Source organism: Citrobacter sp. Cb031 (genome assembly GCF_030336725.1).
GTDB classification, from domain to species: Bacteria; Pseudomonadota; Gammaproteobacteria; order Enterobacterales; family Enterobacteriaceae; genus Citrobacter; species Citrobacter braakii.
The window spans coordinates 84,529-101,288 of the sequence record NZ_JAOWDA010000025.1 but is presented as its reverse complement, the minus strand read 5'-3'; the positions used below and the strand labels follow the sequence as shown (position 1 = coordinate 101,288).

The 16,760-nt window shown below is 51.8% G+C and carries 16 protein-coding genes and 1 tRNA gene; 5 read left to right on the top strand and 12 right to left on the bottom strand.

Annotated features, from left to right (window positions below):
• The first annotated feature begins 169 nt into the window (after positions 1–169).
• Entirely contained in the window at positions 170–1,513 is a 1,344-nt protein-coding gene (gene argG, locus OGV93_RS10255; RefSeq protein WP_003024998.1) for an argininosuccinate synthase, read from the top strand.
• Between the two features lie 204 nt (positions 1,514–1,717).
• On the opposite strand, the gene OGV93_RS10250 is transcribed toward argG, so the two are convergent.
• The 3 genes from OGV93_RS10250 to OGV93_RS10240 all read right to left on the bottom strand — a co-directional run bounded on the left by OGV93_RS10250 (position 1,718) and on the right by OGV93_RS10240 (position 3,207).
• Positions 1,718–1,804: transfer RNA gene (locus OGV93_RS10250), tRNA-Leu, on the bottom strand.
• A gap of 9 nt (positions 1,805–1,813) precedes the next feature.
• Positions 1,814–2,146, bottom strand: a complete 333-nt coding sequence (gene secG / locus OGV93_RS10245; RefSeq protein ID WP_101700722.1) for a preprotein translocase subunit SecG — start codon at positions 2,144–2,146, stop codon at positions 1,814–1,816.
• Between the two features lie 167 nt (positions 2,147–2,313).
• A complete protein-coding gene (locus OGV93_RS10240) occupies positions 2,314–3,207 on the bottom strand; it encodes a LysR family transcriptional regulator (protein ID WP_101700721.1) in 894 nt (297 codons plus the stop codon).
• 148 nt (positions 3,208–3,355) lie between these two features.
• Between OGV93_RS10240 and iadA the strand changes: the two genes are divergently transcribed.
• Both iadA and dcuC read left to right on the top strand, forming a co-directional pair.
• Positions 3,356–4,489, top strand: a complete 1,134-nt coding sequence (gene iadA / locus OGV93_RS10235) for a beta-aspartyl-peptidase (protein WP_094761387.1) — start codon at positions 3,356–3,358, stop codon at positions 4,487–4,489.
• Between the two features lie 10 nt (positions 4,490–4,499).
• Positions 4,500–5,966, top strand: coding sequence for a C4-dicarboxylate transporter DcuC (dcuC, locus tag OGV93_RS10230; RefSeq protein WP_287109544.1), 1,467 nt, complete (start codon positions 4,500–4,502; stop codon positions 5,964–5,966).
• 45 nt (positions 5,967–6,011) lie between these two features.
• Here dcuC and glmM read toward each other — a convergent pair whose 3' ends face one another.
• The 4 genes from glmM to rlmE all read right to left on the bottom strand — a co-directional run bounded on the left by glmM (position 6,012) and on the right by rlmE (position 10,952).
• Positions 6,012–7,349 carry a phosphoglucosamine mutase gene (glmM, locus tag OGV93_RS10225; RefSeq protein WP_047413953.1) on the bottom strand — a complete coding sequence of 446 codons (1,338 nt, stop codon included), beginning with the start codon at positions 7,347–7,349 and terminating at the stop codon, positions 6,012–6,014.
• Positions 7,342–8,190, bottom strand: a complete 849-nt coding sequence (gene folP, locus OGV93_RS10220; RefSeq protein WP_047413952.1) for a dihydropteroate synthase — start codon at positions 8,188–8,190, stop codon at positions 7,342–7,344. The genes glmM and folP overlap by 8 nt, the downstream gene beginning before the upstream one ends.
• A 98-nt stretch (positions 8,191–8,288) precedes the next feature.
• Positions 8,289–10,223 carry an ATP-dependent zinc metalloprotease FtsH gene (gene ftsH, locus OGV93_RS10215; protein ID WP_287109543.1) on the bottom strand — a complete coding sequence of 645 codons (1,935 nt, stop codon included), beginning with the start codon at positions 10,221–10,223 and terminating at the stop codon, positions 8,289–8,291.
• Between the two features lie 99 nt (positions 10,224–10,322).
• Positions 10,323–10,952, bottom strand: a complete 630-nt coding sequence (gene rlmE / locus OGV93_RS10210; protein WP_003025015.1) for a 23S rRNA (uridine(2552)-2'-O)-methyltransferase RlmE — start codon at positions 10,950–10,952, stop codon at positions 10,323–10,325.
• A 125-nt stretch (positions 10,953–11,077) separates the two neighbouring features.
• On the opposite strand from rlmE, the gene yhbY reads away from it, so the two are divergent.
• Positions 11,078–11,371, top strand: coding sequence for a ribosome assembly RNA-binding protein YhbY (gene yhbY / locus OGV93_RS10205; protein WP_287109579.1), 294 nt, complete (start codon positions 11,078–11,080; stop codon positions 11,369–11,371).
• 153 nt (positions 11,372–11,524) lie between these two features.
• Here the strand turns inward: yhbY and greA are convergent, their stop codons facing one another.
• Complete coding sequence (gene greA / locus OGV93_RS10200; RefSeq protein ID WP_016154674.1) at positions 11,525–12,001, bottom strand: transcription elongation factor GreA; 477 nt, start codon at positions 11,999–12,001, stop codon at positions 11,525–11,527.
• A 248-nt stretch (positions 12,002–12,249) separates the two neighbouring features.
• Here greA and dacB point away from each other — a divergent pair, with 248 nt between their 5' ends.
• A complete protein-coding gene (gene dacB / locus OGV93_RS10195; RefSeq protein WP_046276011.1) occupies positions 12,250–13,683 on the top strand; it encodes a serine-type D-Ala-D-Ala carboxypeptidase in 1,434 nt (477 codons plus the stop codon).
• A 94-nt stretch (positions 13,684–13,777) separates the two neighbouring features.
• Here dacB and cgtA read toward each other — a convergent pair whose 3' ends face one another.
• The 4 genes from cgtA to rplU form a co-directional block, all read right to left on the bottom strand.
• Positions 13,778–14,950, bottom strand: coding sequence for an Obg family GTPase CgtA (cgtA, locus tag OGV93_RS10190; protein ID WP_016154676.1), 1,173 nt, complete (start codon positions 14,948–14,950; stop codon positions 13,778–13,780).
• 15 nt (positions 14,951–14,965) lie between these two features.
• Positions 14,966–15,931, bottom strand: a complete 966-nt coding sequence (locus tag OGV93_RS10185; RefSeq protein WP_016154677.1) for a DMT family transporter — start codon at positions 15,929–15,931, stop codon at positions 14,966–14,968.
• A 127-nt stretch (positions 15,932–16,058) separates the two neighbouring features.
• Entirely contained in the window at positions 16,059–16,316 is a 258-nt protein-coding gene (rpmA, locus tag OGV93_RS10180) for a 50S ribosomal protein L27 (protein ID WP_003025030.1), read from the bottom strand.
• A gap of 19 nt (positions 16,317–16,335) precedes the next feature.
• Positions 16,336–16,647, bottom strand: a complete 312-nt coding sequence (gene rplU, locus OGV93_RS10175; protein WP_003025032.1) for a 50S ribosomal protein L21 — start codon at positions 16,645–16,647, stop codon at positions 16,336–16,338.
• Between the last annotated feature and the right edge of the window lie 113 nt (positions 16,648–16,760).

Below are 16,760 nucleotides of genomic sequence, written 5' to 3'. Positions count from 1 at the left end.
TTCGACCAGATAAATGTGTCACCCGCGCCGTTATTTAACGAAATTATCACTAAACTCTTCCTGTCATCCAGAAAAGATGATTAAATGAAAACTCATTTATTTTGCATAAAAATGCAATTAGTATAATAAGCCGACCTCTTCACCAGTCTATCAAGCAGGGTTTTATTTTATGACGACGATTCTCAAGCATCTCCCGGTAGGTCAACGTATTGGTATCGCTTTTTCCGGCGGCCTGGACACCAGTGCAGCACTGCTGTGGATGCGACAAAAAGGGGCTGTCCCATATGCATATACTGCGAATTTGGGCCAGCCGGATGAGGATGACTATGACGCCATTCCTCGCCGTGCAATGGAATATGGTGCTGAGAATGCTCGCCTGGTAGATTGCCGTAAGCAGCTGGTTGCCGAAGGGATCGCAGCGATTCAGTGCGGTGCATTCCACAACACCACCGGCGGACTGACCTATTTCAATACCACTCCGCTGGGCCGTGCTGTCACCGGCACCATGCTGGTTGCGGCCATGAAAGAAGATGGCGTAAATATCTGGGGTGACGGTAGCACCTATAAAGGTAACGATATTGAACGTTTCTATCGTTACGGTCTGCTGACCAACGCCGAACTGCAGATTTACAAACCATGGCTGGATACCGATTTTATCGATGAACTCGGCGGTCGCCATGAGATGTCCGAATTTATGATTGCCTGTGGTTTCGACTACAAGATGTCCGTTGAGAAAGCGTACTCCACGGACTCCAATATGCTCGGGGCGACCCACGAAGCAAAAGACCTCGAATTTCTGAACTCCAGCGTCAAAATCGTCAACCCGATTATGGGCGTGAAATTCTGGGATGAGAGCGTGAAGATCCCGGCAGAAGAAGTCACCGTGCGTTTTGAGCAGGGTCATCCGGTTGCGCTGAACGGTAAAACCTTCAGCGACGACGTTGAGATGATGCTGGAAGCCAACCGCATCGGCGGTCGTCACGGTCTGGGTATGAGCGATCAGATTGAAAACCGTATCATTGAAGCGAAAAGCCGGGGCATCTACGAAGCTCCGGGGATGGCATTGCTGCACATCGCCTATGAGCGTTTGCTGACCGGGATTCACAACGAAGACACCATCGAGCAGTATCACGCGCACGGTCGCCAGCTTGGTCGTCTGTTGTATCAGGGCCGCTGGTTTGACTCTCAGGCGCTGATGCTGCGTGACGGTCTGCAGCGTTGGGTTGCCAGCCAGATTACGGGTGAAGTGACGCTGGAACTGCGTCGCGGTAATGATTACTCAATCCTCAACACCGTGTCTGACAATCTGACTTACAAACCAGAACGTCTGACGATGGAAAAAGGCGACTCAGTATTCTCTCCGGATGATCGTATCGGTCAGTTGACCATGCGTAATCTGGATATCACTGATACCCGCGAGAAGCTGTTCGGTTATGCGCAGTCTGGCCTGCTGACCGCCTCTTCCACAACCGGCCTGCCGCAGGTTGAGAATCTGGAAAACAAGGCGAAGTAAATATTCATCATCTTCAGGCCGCGAAAGCGGCCTTTTTTATGCGCAGAAAATAGGGATGTTCTGTTACCCTGAGGCCTGATAAGCTTGGCATCATCAGGTATTGTAATAGTCGGATGGCGTCCTAAATGTCTTATCCGACCTACAGAACTACCACAAATAACAGACGAAAAAAAAGACGCTTTGCAGCGTCTTTTTTTTGGAATTTGGTACCGAGGATGGGACTCGAACCCACAAGCCCGTTAGGGCACTACCACCTCAAGGTAGCGTGTCTACCAATTCCACCACCTCGGTACAGAATACTTAGCGTGGGATATCGCTGGTCGGCTGAGCCGGAGCAACTGGCTGAGTTTGCTCGGTTTTCGCCGGTGCACTCAGATTTTCCCACTCACTTCCTTTATTGGTCTTATTGCTGTTCATGTTACCCAGCACCAGACTGATGATGAAGAACAAGGTTCCCAATACAGCTGTCATGCGGGTCATGAAGTTACCAGAACCACTTGAACCAAACAGAGTACCAGAAGCGCCTGCGCCAAAAGAGGCTCCCATATCAGCGCCTTTGCCTTGCTGCAGCATGATCAAGCCTACCAGGCCAATTGCCACAATAAGGAAAACTACTAAAAGAGCTTCGTGCATAATCAACCTGTTCCTTGCGGAGTTGCCGCGTACAATGCTTCGACCATTAAAGCGGGAATGTTTACTGTTTCCCACTGAAGCGGGTGTGAATACTAACCAAAGCGAATAACCTTCGCAAGGGCAATTTGTTGGCATTGTATCAACTGCGGAAAAAATCGCCATATCAATCAAAAACGCAGCAACTTCTCCCAGCATCTCTGCATGACGGCGCGTTGATCGTCAAGATTCGCCCATACCACAACGGGGATTTCACAAATCAGGTCAGCGTTTTCTGGCCAGCAGTGAATAATTTGCTGGTTCACCAACTCTTCCGCCACCATCGATTCGGGTAACCATGCCATTCCCATATGCCGCAGCACCATTTCTCGTATCGTTTCGCTTAAACCACTCTCAAACACTTTTTTCAGACGTGGGCGGACGCGTTGTTCAACTGGCTCAATAATGCGTCTGACAAAGGTGTAGTCGCTATAGCATAGCCATGGGATCGGCACATGCGGATCGTTAAGCGCATTAGCCAACTGCGCAGAAATAACCGGTATAAATCGCTCATACCGCCATAGTGAACGTTTTAACCCTCCGGCAATCTCCAGCCCCGGCTGCGAAGACGGTAAATCGTAGGTCACCAGAAGATCGATTTGCCGATCTATCAAGGCGTTAAAGTGGTTGTCTATCCCCTGAATACTGGCATTAACCGTAAAATTTAACTGCGGTTCACTCTGTCGCAGATAGTTGATCATATCCGGCAGGATATTCACCGACAGCGTATGCAGGCTAACCATCACCAGCGTATTGTCCGTTGCTGGCGTCATCGCCGATAGCTCGTGGCGCGCCTCTGTTAGTGTACTGAGGACGTGCCGGGCATAGGGTTCAAAGCGTTCACCATAGCGTGTCAGCGTAACGGGGGTCGTGGTCCGGTCAAACAACGGCACCCCTAACACCTCTTCCAGCGCCTTTATACGCCGACTGAGTGCGGGTTGAGTAATATGCCGCTGCGCCGCGGCCTGAGAGTAGTTTCCATGCTGACTCAATGCCAGAAAATCTTCCAGCCACTTACAATCCACGTTGAACTCTCCACCATGCCATAACCGCATCCTCCAATACCAAATCGGTAATAGTCATAGTTATAGTAATGGCTTTATGGTGGGCATCATAACAACAATATTCCTTTTCACCTGCCGACTCTCACCCACGACGTTTGACAGGACCGATATGTTTACTTTATTGACCAATGCCCGTGTTTTTTCTCCCGAGGATTTAGGCCTCTGCTCCCTGCTCATTCATGCCGACCGAATTGTGGCGGTAGAAAAAGATCTTTCCCTGTTTGATGGCGTCGACGAGGTCATCGATTGTCATGGCAAATGGGTTATCCCAGGCATAATAGATCAACATGTCCATCTTACCGGTGGCGGTGGCGAGGCTGGATTTGCCAGCCGAACGCCAGCCGTCAAGCTACGCGATCTGATTCAGGCAGGTATTACCACGGTTGTCGGCGTGTTAGGTACCGATGCCATTTCTCGTTCGCCCAAAGACCTCTACGCCAAAATGCAGTCTCTCAACCTTGAGGGATTACGCGCATTTATGCATACGGGAGCCTACGCGGTACCCAGCCCAACTATTACGCGATCCATCCGCGATGACATGACCTTTATTCCAGCGATTCTTGGCGTCAAAATCGCCCTCGCCGATCACCGTGGTTCTTACCCCTCTTTCCAGGAATTGCTGAGAATAGTAAGTGATATCCGCGTGGCTTCCCTGCTGGCAGGCAAAAAAGGGTTACTGCATGTACATCTTGGGAATCTGCCGGAAGGGATGTCACAGCTTATTGAGCTGTGTGATGCAGGCATTCCGATTCACCACATTTCACCGACCCATGTTGCGAGAACAGCGCCCTTGTTCGAACAGGCGATTGCGTTCGCTCATCGTGGCGGCCATATCGACGTTACGTCTGGCGGTAGTCGCTTTATGCCTCAGGAGCAGGCAATCCTCCAAGCTTTAGAAGCCCAGGTTCCAGCCGATCGCATCACGATCAGCTCTGATGGTAATGGCAGCGTTCCGCGCTTTAACGCCCAGGGTATTGTGGAAGGCTTAAGCGCGGCACCGGTCGCAGGTAACCTTAATCTTCTTCCTCGTCTGATTGATGTGGGGATCCCAGTGCCACAAGCGATCGCGATGTTGACGGCAAACGTTGCGCGCTCGCTGGGTATTTCCGGCGGCGTGCTCTGCGCCGGGGAACGTGCCGATATCTGTGTACTCAATGATGACCTCTCGCTGGCCCATCTGTTCGCTGCGGGTAAGCCGTTGCTGCGGGATGGCGAGTGCCTGGTTACTGGCAACTTCGAGTAAGGGGGCAAGAATGTCATTATTACTGGCGCTAATTGCCATCATTTTTGCCGGACGTCTGATCCTCAAAAAATATCACCCCCAGTCAGTGTTGCTGTTGACCGGGATTGTGCTGCTGCTTATCGCGCATTTTAGCGGGATGACCACGCTCAGTGACCTGGTGAAAAAAAGCACCGGATTCGGCCCCTTTGATGCCTTCGAGTTTATTCGCGATACCCTGAGCGTGCGCCTCGGCGGCCTTGGGCTGCAAATTATGCTGATTGGTGGTTTCGCTACATATATGTCGGCCATTGGCGCAAGCCAGGTGCTGGTTCGGGTGACATCTCGCCCTTTGCAACGCCTGAACTCACCGTATCTGCTGTTGGGGCTGGCGCTGTTGCTGGGTCAATTCCTGTCGCTGTTTATCAGCAGCGCCACCGGGCTGGGTCTGCTGTTGATGGCGACGCTCTACCCGCTGCTGACCCGTCTTGGCTGTAGCCGCGCTGCCGTTGCCGCCGTTATCGCCAGTACCTGTGCGGTTGAATTTGGTCCAGGTTCCGGCAACTCGGTTCTCGCCGCCAAAACCGCAGGCATCGAGGTGGTGAACTATTTCGTGCAGGATCAGTTGCCGATCGTCGTCCCCGTTATTCTGTTCATCGCCCTGTTACATATTGTTGTGCAACGCTTTTTCGACCATCGGGAAAGCAGTGACGGTGTGGCTCAGCAGATGCAGACATTAACGTCGACCGATGAAACTGAAGCACCGATCGCCTGGCTTTTTCTGCCCATGCTACCTCTGGTGTTGATGCTGGTGTGCAGTGATTTAGTATTCAGTTCGCTCAAAATTACGCTGGATACCGCCGTACTGATAAGCCTCGCCATTACCCTGGTTTGTGAGTATTGCCGTCATCGTAAGGCGTGCGAGGTGATGGCAGGCGTACAAAAAGTCTTTGACAGCATGGGCAGCGTTTTTGCCACCGTCGTCACGCTGATTATCGCCGGTGAAGTCTTTTCAGCCGGACTGAAAGCTATTGGCGCCGTCGATGCGCTGCTGTCGCTTTCCGGTGAATTTGGCCTCAGCGCCGCCTCTATTATCCTGCTGATGACCCTGATCACCTTTGCAATTTCAGCGCTAATGGGCTCAGGAAATGCCGCGTTTTTCTCCTTCGCCCCAATGGTACCGGACATCAGCCGTCATATCGGTAGCGACATCGCAGTCATGATGTTGCCTATCCAGATATCGGCGGGTATTGGTCGTACGTTATCCCCCATTGCCGGCGTCATCATTGCTATCGCGGGAATTGCAGGCGTCTCACCTGTGGATATTGTTAAGCGCACCGCGATTCCGATGCTGGGCGGTTGGTTACTGATGATTGCGCTGACCTTTGCCCGGTCAGGGCATTTGCTGGCGGTTCTGCCGTGGCTGGCAGTCCTTGTAATATTAATGATCGGTGGTTACTTCTGGCAGCGCCGACATAAACAGTCGCTTCCCGTACAGTAAAAAAAAACCGGAGTCCCAGACTCCGGTTTTCACTGTCTTTAGTGATTACACCGCTTTGACGGCATCGGCAATACGGTGAGCGAATTCAGTCACCTGCGCTTCATCTTCACCTTCAACCATCACGCGAATTAACGGTTCAGTACCTGACTTACGCAGCAGAACACGTCCGCGATTGCCCAGTGCAGCTTCAACTTCAGCCATCACCGCTTTCACGTTTTCATGTTCCAGCGGATCGCCGCTACCTGCGGTGTAACGTACGTTAACCAGCAGTTGCGGGAACATTTTCATGCCGCTGCACAGGTCGTGCAAACTCATATGGTTGCGTACCATCGCCGCCAGTACCTGCAGGCCCGCGACGATACCGTCACCGGTGGTGGTTTTGTCCAGCAGGATCACATGGCCTGAGTTTTCAGCACCGATACGCCAGCCTTTTTCCTGCATTTTTTCCAGTACGTAGCGGTCGCCGACTTTCGCACGGGCAAACGGAATACCCAACTGTTTCAGCGCCAGCTCGAGGCCCATATTGCTCATCAGCGTGCCTACCGCACCACCGCGCAGTTGCCCCTGACGCAGGGCTTCACGGGCAATGATGTACATGATCTGATCGCCATCGACCTTATTGCCTTCGTGGTCAACCATAATGACGCGGTCGCCGTCACCATCCAGCGCAATACCCAGATCGGCTTTTTCCGCCATCACGCGCGCCTGCAGGGCACGGACGTCGGTAGCGCCGACTTCTTCATTGATATTCACACCGTTTGGCTCACAGCCAATAGCAATCACGTTTGCGCCCAGCTCACGCAGTACATTTGGCGCAATGTGGTACGTCGCACCATTAGCGCAATCCACCACAATTTTAAGCTCACTCAGACTCAATTCATTCGGGAAGGTGCCTTTGCAAAACTCGATATAACGACCAGCAGCATCAACGATACGGGTAGCTTTACCCAGGTCAGCCGAGTCCACGCAGGTGATCGCTTTTTCCATTTCGGCTTCGATAGCTTCTTCAACCGCATCCGGCAGTTTGGTCCCATCGATGGAGAAGAATTTAATCCCGTTGTCATAGTACGGGTTGTGCGAAGCGGAGATAACAATCCCGGCTTCAGCACGGAAGGCGCGCGTCAGATACGCAATGGCGGGTGTTGGCATTGGGCCCGTGAAAGAAGCCGACAGTCCGGCGGCAGCCAGACCCGCTTCCAGTGCGGACTCCAGCATATAGCCAGAAATACGCGTATCTTTGCCGATAATAATTTTACGTGAACCATGACGTGCCAGCACTTTTCCTGCAGCCCAACCCAGTTTGAGCACAAAGTCAGGGGTAATTGGGGCGTCGCCTACGCGACCACGGATCCCATCGGTGCCAAAATATTTACGATTACTCATAGCGTTTATTTTCCTTTGCAGACAATGTGGCTTCCACCACACGCATCGCTTCTACGGTTTCTTTGACGTCATGGACACGAACGATATGCGCCCCCTGCATTGCCGCAATGACCGCGCACGCAAGGCTCCCGCTCAGGCGTTCGGATGGCCCCACATTCAACAACTGGCCAACCATTGATTTTCGTGACATTCCAACCAGCAATGGCAGATTAAAATGATGAAACTCAGCCAAACGTGCCAGTAATGTGTAGTTGTGAGTGAGATTTTTACCGAATCCGAACCCGGGGTCGAGCAACAATTTATCTTTTGTGATTCCAGCCCGCTCGCAGCGTGCTATTTGTTCAACAAAGTAACGATTTACATCAGCAAAAACATCCTCGTACTTTGGTGCTTCCTGCATGGTTTTCGGCTGACCCTGCATATGCATCAGACAAACCGGTAATCCGGTTTCTGCTGCGGCTTCCAGTGCCCCTGGCTCCGAGAGTGAGCGAATGTCATTAATGATATGTGCGCCGACTCTGGCGCACTCGCGAATCACTTCTGCTTTTGAAGTATCGACCGAAATCCACACTTCAAAACGCTGAGCAATCGCCTCCACCACCGGGATCACTCGCTGCAACTCTTCTTCCACGCTCACATCGGCCGCACCTGGACGCGTGGATTCACCACCCACATCAATGATAGTCGCCCCGGCGTTAATCATCAGGTTTGCGTGTTTTACCGCCTCAACCAGAGAGTTGTGCGCACCACCATCGGAAAAGGAATCTGGCGTGACGTTCAAAATCCCCATGACATGCGGATGGCTGAGATCCAGTGAAGACCCCTGAGCAAAGAGTTTCATAGTTTTATCCCTGATAACATTTTGAATATACAAATAAGAAAAACCCCGGGGCAAGCCCCAGGGTTTTAAATTAGAACACGGTCATCATCAACGATAACTTATTTGTCGCCCAGTTGCTCTGACATGGAGCCAGAGTCCGGCGCACGCGGTTCATCAACCGGACGCGGCGCACTCGGCTTGCCGGTGCTGCCAGAGTTGTTGTTAGAAGAACCCGGTTCTTCCCAACCCGCTGGCGGACGTACCTCGCGGCGAGCCATCAGATCATCAATCTGCGGCGCATCGATGGTCTCATATTTCATGAGCGCATCTTTCATCGAGTGCAGAATGTCCATGTTTTCGTTCAGCAGACGACGCGCACGGTCATAGTTACGCTCAATCAGCAGTTTAACTTCCTGATCGATAATACGAGCCGTTTCATCGGACATATGTTTAGCTTTCGCCACAGAACGTCCCAGGAACACTTCGCCTTCTTCTTCAGCGTACAGCAACGGACCGAGTTTCTCGGAGAAGCCCCACTGAGTAACCATGTTACGCGCCAGGTTAGTCGCGACTTTAATGTCGTTCGACGCACCGGTAGAAACATGTTCAACACCGTAGATGATCTCTTCGGCCAGACGACCGCCGTACAGCGTGGAGATCTGACTTTCCAGTTTCTGACGGCTGGCGCTGATAGCGTCGCCTTCAGGCAGGAAGAAGGTCACACCCAGCGCACGACCGCGCGGGATAATCGTCACTTTGTGCACCGGATCGTGTTCCGGTACCAGGCGACCGATAATCGCGTGGCCTGCTTCGTGATACGCGGTAGATTCTTTCTGCGCTTCCGTCATCACCATGGAGCGACGTTCCGCACCCATCATGATTTTGTCTTTCGCTTTCTCGAATTCAACCATCGATACAACACGCTTGTTGCCACGAGCTGCAAACAGCGCCGCTTCGTTGACCAGGTTCGCGAGATCTGCACCGGAGAAGCCAGGCGTACCACGTGCAATGATTGCCGCATCGATATCCGGAGACAGCGGTACGCGACGCATATGCACTTTCAGGATCTGTTCACGACCGCGGACATCCGGCAGACCAACCACAACCTGACGGTCGAAACGGCCTGGACGCAGCAGCGCAGGGTCAAGAACGTCCGGACGGTTAGTTGCCGCGATAACGATAATGCCTTCGTTACCTTCGAAGCCGTCCATCTCAACCAGCATCTGGTTCAGTGTCTGCTCACGTTCATCGTGACCACCGCCCAGACCTGCACCACGCTGGCGGCCTACGGCGTCGATTTCATCGATGAAGATGATGCACGGTGCCGCTTTCTTGGCTTGTTCGAACATGTCACGCACACGAGATGCACCGACACCCACGAACATTTCCACGAAATCAGAACCGGAAATGGTGAAGAAAGGAACCTTCGCTTCACCTGCGATAGCTTTCGCCAGCAGGGTTTTACCCGTACCCGGAGGACCGACCATCAGGACGCCTTTCGGGATTTTACCGCCCAGCTTCTGGAAACGGCTCGGCTCGCGCAGATACTCAACCAGCTCAGCAACTTCTTCTTTTGCTTCGTCGCAACCAGCAACGTCCGCAAAAGTCGTTTTGATCTGATCTTCCGTCAGCATGCGCGCTTTGCTCTTACCGAACGACATGGCACCTTTGCCACCACCGCCCTGCATTTGACGCATGAAGAAGATCCAGACACCAATCAGCAGCAGCATTGGGAACCAGGAAATGAAGATAGAAGCCAGCAGGCTCGGCTCTTCAGGCGGTTCACCAACAACCTTGACGTTTTTGGTCAGCAGGTTATCAAGCAGCTTCGGATCGTTAACCGGAATGTAGGTCGTGTAACGGTTACTATCTTTCTTGGTAACGTTAATCTCACGTCCGTTGATCTTCGCTTCACGAACCTGGTCCTGATTGACCTCTTGCAGGAAGGTAGAGTAATCAACCTTACGGCCATTAGACTCGCTGGGCCCAAAGCTCTGGAATACTGACATCAGCACAACGGCAATGACCAGCCAGAGAATTAGGTTTTTCGCCATGTCACTCAAGGGATTAACCTCATATTACAACTGTGTTAAAAACAGCGTCAGGATACTCTATATCCAGTTTCTTTCAAACTTTCGTTTGAAATCTACCGGTTATGGTTTACGCCCGGTCGCTACAATATACACTTCACGCGAACGGGCGCGAGAAGAGTCCGGCTTACGAACTTTGACCTTCGTAAACAGGGAGCGAATCTCTCTTAGATACTCATCGAAGCCTTCGCCCTGGAACACCTTCACTACAAAACTACCACCTGGCGCTAATACATCACGAGCCATTCCAAGCGCCAGCTCTACCAGATACATGGCCCGGGGAATATCCACCGCCGGTGTTCCACACATATTTGGCGCCATATCAGACATGACAACTTGTACTTTACTGTCACCTACGCGCTCAAGTAACGCTTTCAGGACTAATTCATCACGAAAGTCGCCCTGAAGGAAGTCCACACCAACGATTGGATCCATAGGTAAAAGATCGCAAGCGATAATGCGGCCAGTGTTGCCGATCTGCGTAACCGCATATTGCGACCAGCCACCGGGTGCAGCACCGAGATCAACAATCGTCATCCCCGGTTTAAAAATTTTGTCACTTTGCTGTATTTCATCAAGTTTAAACCAGGCACGGGAACGTAACCCCTTTTTCTGCGCCTGCTGAACATATTTATCGCTAAAGTGTTCCTGAAGCCAGCGACTCGAGCTGGCAGAACGCTTTTTACCTGTCATTTCACATTCCCAAAGGGCAGTTCATCGTAACCAATGGTGTAAATTTCTACACAGCTATTTGGCGATATATGGGAGATGGCGGTAGAATGACCCGTTTTCAATCCCAACGTAAGCAAAAATATACGATGAATCTGAGTACTAAACAAAAACAGCACCTGAAAGGTCTGGCACATGCGCTCAAGCCTGTAGTTATGCTTGGCAACAATGGTTTGACCGAAGGGGTACTGGCCGAGATTGAACAAGCGTTAGAGCACCATGAACTTATCAAGGTGAAAATCGCCTCGGAAGATCGCGATACTAAAACCTTGATCGTGGAAGCTATCGTACGCGAAACCGGCGCCTGCAATGTACAGGTCATCGGTAAAACGCTGGTACTGTATCGCCCGACTAAAGAACGTAAAATCTCGCTGCCACGCTAAGAATATCCCAAAGTTGCACACGAAGTTTGTGTAAAACGCGGGATTTTCCGCTAGCAGGAGAGCAAAATGCCACGCTCTCTTCGTTGATAAAAGGCCGCTATGCGGCCTTTTTCCTTTCTTTACAATGTATCAACATCTTAACCAAGATGCGAATTACAGGTATTCTACCTTCGTTACTTCATATTCAACTTCACCGCCCGGCGTTTTAATAACCACCACGTCATCCTGTTCTTTACCGATCAGGCCACGAGCAATAGGCGAGTTCACCGAAATCAGGTTCTGTTTAAAATCGGCTTCATCATCGCCGACAATACGCCAGGTCTGCTCTTCGTCGTTATCGAGATTCAGCACGGTGACCGTCGCGCCGAAAACTACGCGACCATTGTTCGGCATTTTTGTGACGTCGATAACCTGCGCGTTGGACAGTTTAGCTTCGATATCTTTAATGCGCCCTTCGCAGAAACCCTGCTGTTCGCGCGCCGCGTGATACTCTGCATTTTCTTTCAGGTCGCCATGCTCGCGCGCATCTGCGATAGCGGCAATGATTTCAGGACGGCGCACCGATTTCAGAAAATCCAGTTCTTCGCGCAGTTTTTCAGCACCACGTAAGGTCATTGGGATAGCTTGCATTTGTTATACCTCTTGAACATTCCTGTAGGGGGCGGCTGCTCTCACCCCGGCTGCTAAGCCCACTCTGGCATACGCCATGCCAGAGTCAGAAGCAAAAAAATACCGACCCGGGGCTCAGGGTCCCAGGTCAGCTACAATTCTCTATTTGATGATCATTTTACCCTGGAGTTCCCTATGGGTCATCGTTTACTTTTTGGGGCGTTGCGCCGTAGTATGACGGCCTGTTTCCAGGTTGTTAGCGCGAGATTATGCGATTTTCCAGATTTACCATTGGATTGACTGCCAGTATAGCGTTCAGCGTTCAGGCTGCGAACGTCGACGAGTATATCAATCAGCTCCCTGCCGGGGCCAACCTCGCCCTTATGGTACAGAAGGTTGGCGCACCTGCTCCTGCTATTGATTACCATAGCCAGCAGATGGCGCTGCCGGCCAGTACCCAGAAAGTGATCACCGCGCTGGCGGCATTGATTCAGCTCGGGCCTGACTTTCGTTTTACCACCACGCTTGAGACTAAAGGCAACGTGGAAGGCGGCGTTTTGAAAGGTGACTTAGTGGCGCGATTTGGTGCCGATCCGACGCTAAAACGTCAGGATATTCGCAATATGGTGGCAACCCTGAAAAAATCAGGCGTGACGCAAATTGCCGGAAATGTCATGATCGACACCTCCATTTTCGCCAGCCATGATAAAGCGCCTGGCTGGCCCTGGAACGACATGACGCAGTGTTTTAGCGCACCGCCCGCGGCGGCTATTGTCGATCGTAACTGTTTCTCGGTTTCACTCTATAGCGCGCAAAAACCTAACGATCTCGCCTTTATCCGCGTGGCATCTTACTACCCGGTCACCATGTTCAGTCAGGTGCGTACTCTCGCTCGTGGCTCTGCCGAAGCGCAATATTGTGAACTGGACGTGGTTCCAGGCGATCTCAACCGCTTTACGTTGACCGGATGCCTGCCCCAACGAGCCGATCCGCTGCCGCTGGCATTCGCTATTCAGGACGGCGCCAGCTATGCCGGGGCGATTATCAAAGATGAGCTAAAACAAGCCGGTATCACTTACAGCGGGACTCTGCTGCGCCAGACGCTGGTCAACGAGCCGGGGACCGTAGTAGCCAGTAAGCAGTCGGCGCCGCTGCACGACCTGCTTAAGATTATGCTGAAAAAATCGGACAACATGATTGCTGATACCGTTTTCCGTATGATTGGCCATGCACGATTTAACGTGCCTGGCACCTGGAGAGCAGGTTCTGATGCCGTACGCCAGATTCTGCGTCAGCAAGCGGGTATTGATATCGGCAACACCATTATTGCCGACGGTTCTGGTCTCTCGCGCCATAACCTGATTGCCCCAGCGACCATGATGCAGGTGCTGCAATATATCGCTCAGCACGATAACGAGCTGAACTTTATCACCATGCTACCGCTGGCAGGCCATGACGGCTCTTTGCAATACCGTGCGGGTCTGCATCAGGCTGGCGTAGATGGCAAAGTATCGGCGAAGACAGGCTCACTGCAGGGGGTCTATAACCTGGCAGGCTTCATCACCACGGCAAGCGGTCAGCGCATGGCATTTGTGCAGTATCTGTCTGGTTATGCGGTAGAGCCAGCTGATCAGCGTAATCGCCGTATTCCACTGGTCCGCTTCGAGAGCCGGTTATACAAGGATATTTATCAGAATAACTGAGTATGTTTGCCGGATGGCAGCGCTAACGCACCTAATCCGGCCTTCTGAAACCTGGAAACAAAACCCCGGCAACATGGCCGGGTTTTTAATGTGATTAACGCTTGTAGATGAACTCAACGCCTTCTTCGTCGTCTTCGTCCCAATCGTCATCCCAGTCATCTTCTGCTTCGTCTTCGACTTCAGCGAGTTGCTGGCGGTGATAATCATCCCACATGAACTCGACTTTCTCTGGCTGTTTCGCTTCTTCAGCCTGAACAATCGGGTTCTCGATGATAAAGGTCATCACATCCCAGCAGAGATCCTTCACGCCCAACTGGCTGGCGGCGGAGATCAGGTAATATTTACCTTCCCAGCCTAACGCTTCAGCTATCGCTTTCGCTTTCTCTTCCGCTTCAGCCTTATCCAGCAAATCAATTTTGTTGAACACTAACCAACGCGGTTTAGACGCCAGATCCTGGCTGTATTTTTCAAGCTCGCCAATAATGATACGGGCATTTTCAACCGGATCGGAACCGTCAATCGGATCGATATCAATGAGGTGTAGCAGTACGCGGCAGCGTTCCAGGTGTTTCAGGAAGCGGATACCCAAGCCTGCGCCTTCAGCCGCGCCTTCAATCAGACCCGGAATGTCGGCAACCACAAAGCTCTTTTCGTTGTCCATACGCACCACACCCAGACTCGGAACCAGAGTGGTGAACGGATAGTCAGCGACTTTCGGCTTCGCCGCGGACACCGCACGGATAAACGTCGATTTACCGGCGTTTGGCATGCCCAGCATCCCGACGTCCGCCAGCAGCATCAGCTCCAGCATCAGATCGCGTTTATCGCCCGGTGTACCCATCGTTTTCTGACGCGGAGTACGGTTGACTGAGGATTTGAAACGGGTGTTGCCCAGACCGTGCCAGCCGCCTTTAGCGACCATCAGACGCTGACCGTGTTTGGTCATGTCGCCCATGGTTTCGCCCGTGCCCTGATCGATTACACGCGTACCTACAGGCACTTTAATCGTGACATCTTTACCACGCTTGCCGGTGCAATCACGGCTCGCGCCATTCTGTCCACGTTCCGCGCGGAATGATTTTTCAAAACGGTAATCGATCAGCGTGTTCAGGTTTTCGTCGGCTTCCAGCCAAACGTCACCACCATCACCACCGTCTCCACCGTCCGGACCGCCTTTTGGGATGTACTTTTCGCGGCGGAAGCTGACGCAACCATTACCGCCATCACCTGCAACGACCAGAATCGATGCTTCATCAACAAACTTCATTTTACTCTCCGTAAATCATTCGCCTGAGCGGGGCTGCGAAACCACCGTTTCATGCTTACGTAAACCGCCCCAAATTCGATGACCAATGGCGGAATACATCGCGCCCGCAACCACGATAAACGCACCGAGATAACCTAATAGGTTTAGCATCGGTCTGGCGAAGAAATCGGGCCAGGCCAGTGATAATAAATCTGAAAATAACAACGTAAACAGCGGAGTGAGCGTAATAATGGCGCTCACCTGTGCCGCCTGCCAACGCGCCATCGCTTCCGCGAGAGCACCGTATCCTACCAGCGTATTCAGGCCGCAGAATACAAGGCATGCCAGCTGCCAGTCACTGAGCTGCGTGATGACACCGGGTTTAGCCAACGGCAACAACGCAATCGTACATAAAGTGTACAGTAAAAACAGGATCTGCGGTGATGCCAGGCGGCGCAATAACACCTTTTGCGCGACCCCATAGCTCACCCAGACCATCGCCGCACCAACACCAAAGATAACGCCCCAGGTGTAATCGGTGAGTCGGGTAAAAATTTCGATCAGACTGGTATTAAAAAACAGAACCAGGCCGCTCAGAAGCATAATGGCGCCAATCACCTGCGTACCGCGCATCTTTTCTTTCAGGATAAAGACGCTGGCAATCATCATACCAACCGGTGACAGCTGACCGATAACCTGCGAAGCCGTTGGGCTCAAATATTGCAAGGATGAACTAAACAGAATGAAGTTACCGAACAACCCACCGGTAGCGATAGCCAACAGGATCAGCCAACGCGCTTTGCGAAAAATACGCAACGGAGGGAGCTTTTTTTTAACCGCAAGAATAGCGCCAAGGCCAATGCTTGCCATTAAAAAACGGTAGAACACCACGGTAGGAGGCTCCATCACCTCCAGCACTTGCTTCATCGCTATTGGCAAAGCGCCCCAACATACTGCCGTTGTGAGTGCTAACAGAATACCAATACCTGCCTGCTGCTTCATGCCGTATTCCCTGCAAGGGCTCGTTTCCGGGTTATCACGGCGCGACGAGCGTATTTACCGGCCGTCGAATGTAAAAAGCCCCGCAACGTGTTGCGGGGCTTTTATCCGTTACCGGGACGCGAAAAACTTATTCAGCAACGATGCTGATGAATTTACGGTTTTTCGGGCCTTTCACTTCAAATTTCACTTTACCGTCTGCTTTAGCAAACAGAGTGTGGTCTTTGCCGCAACCAACGTTGGAGCCAGCGTGGAATTTAGTACCACGTTGACGAACGATGATGCTACCAGCCAGAACTGTTTCACCGCCGAAGCGTTTTACGCCCAGACGTTTAGCTTCTGAATCGCGACCGTTACGAGTCGAGCCGCCAGCCTTTTTATGTGCCATTTAATCTGCTCCCCTTAACTTAAGCGCTGATGCCAGTGATTTTTACATCAGTGAACCACTGACGATGGCCCTGCTGCTTACGGTAGTGTTTACGACGACGAAACTTAACAATTTTAACTTTCTCGCCACGACCGTGAGCAACAACTTCAGCTTTGATAACGCCGCCATCAACGAAAGGAACGCCGATTTTGACTTCTTCACCGTTTGCGATCATCAGAACTTCTGCGAATTCAACAGATTCGCCAGTTGCGATGTCCAGCTTTTCCAGGCGAACGGTCTGACCTTCGCTTACTCGGTGTTGTTTACCACCACTTTGGAAAACCGCGTACATAAAAAACTCCGCTTCCGCGCACACCTTTTTGATGATTCAGAGTGCGCTATAAATATTCACAATAGGGCGCGAATATTACGCAAAACGCGAGCCTTTGACAAGTGCTACGTCAA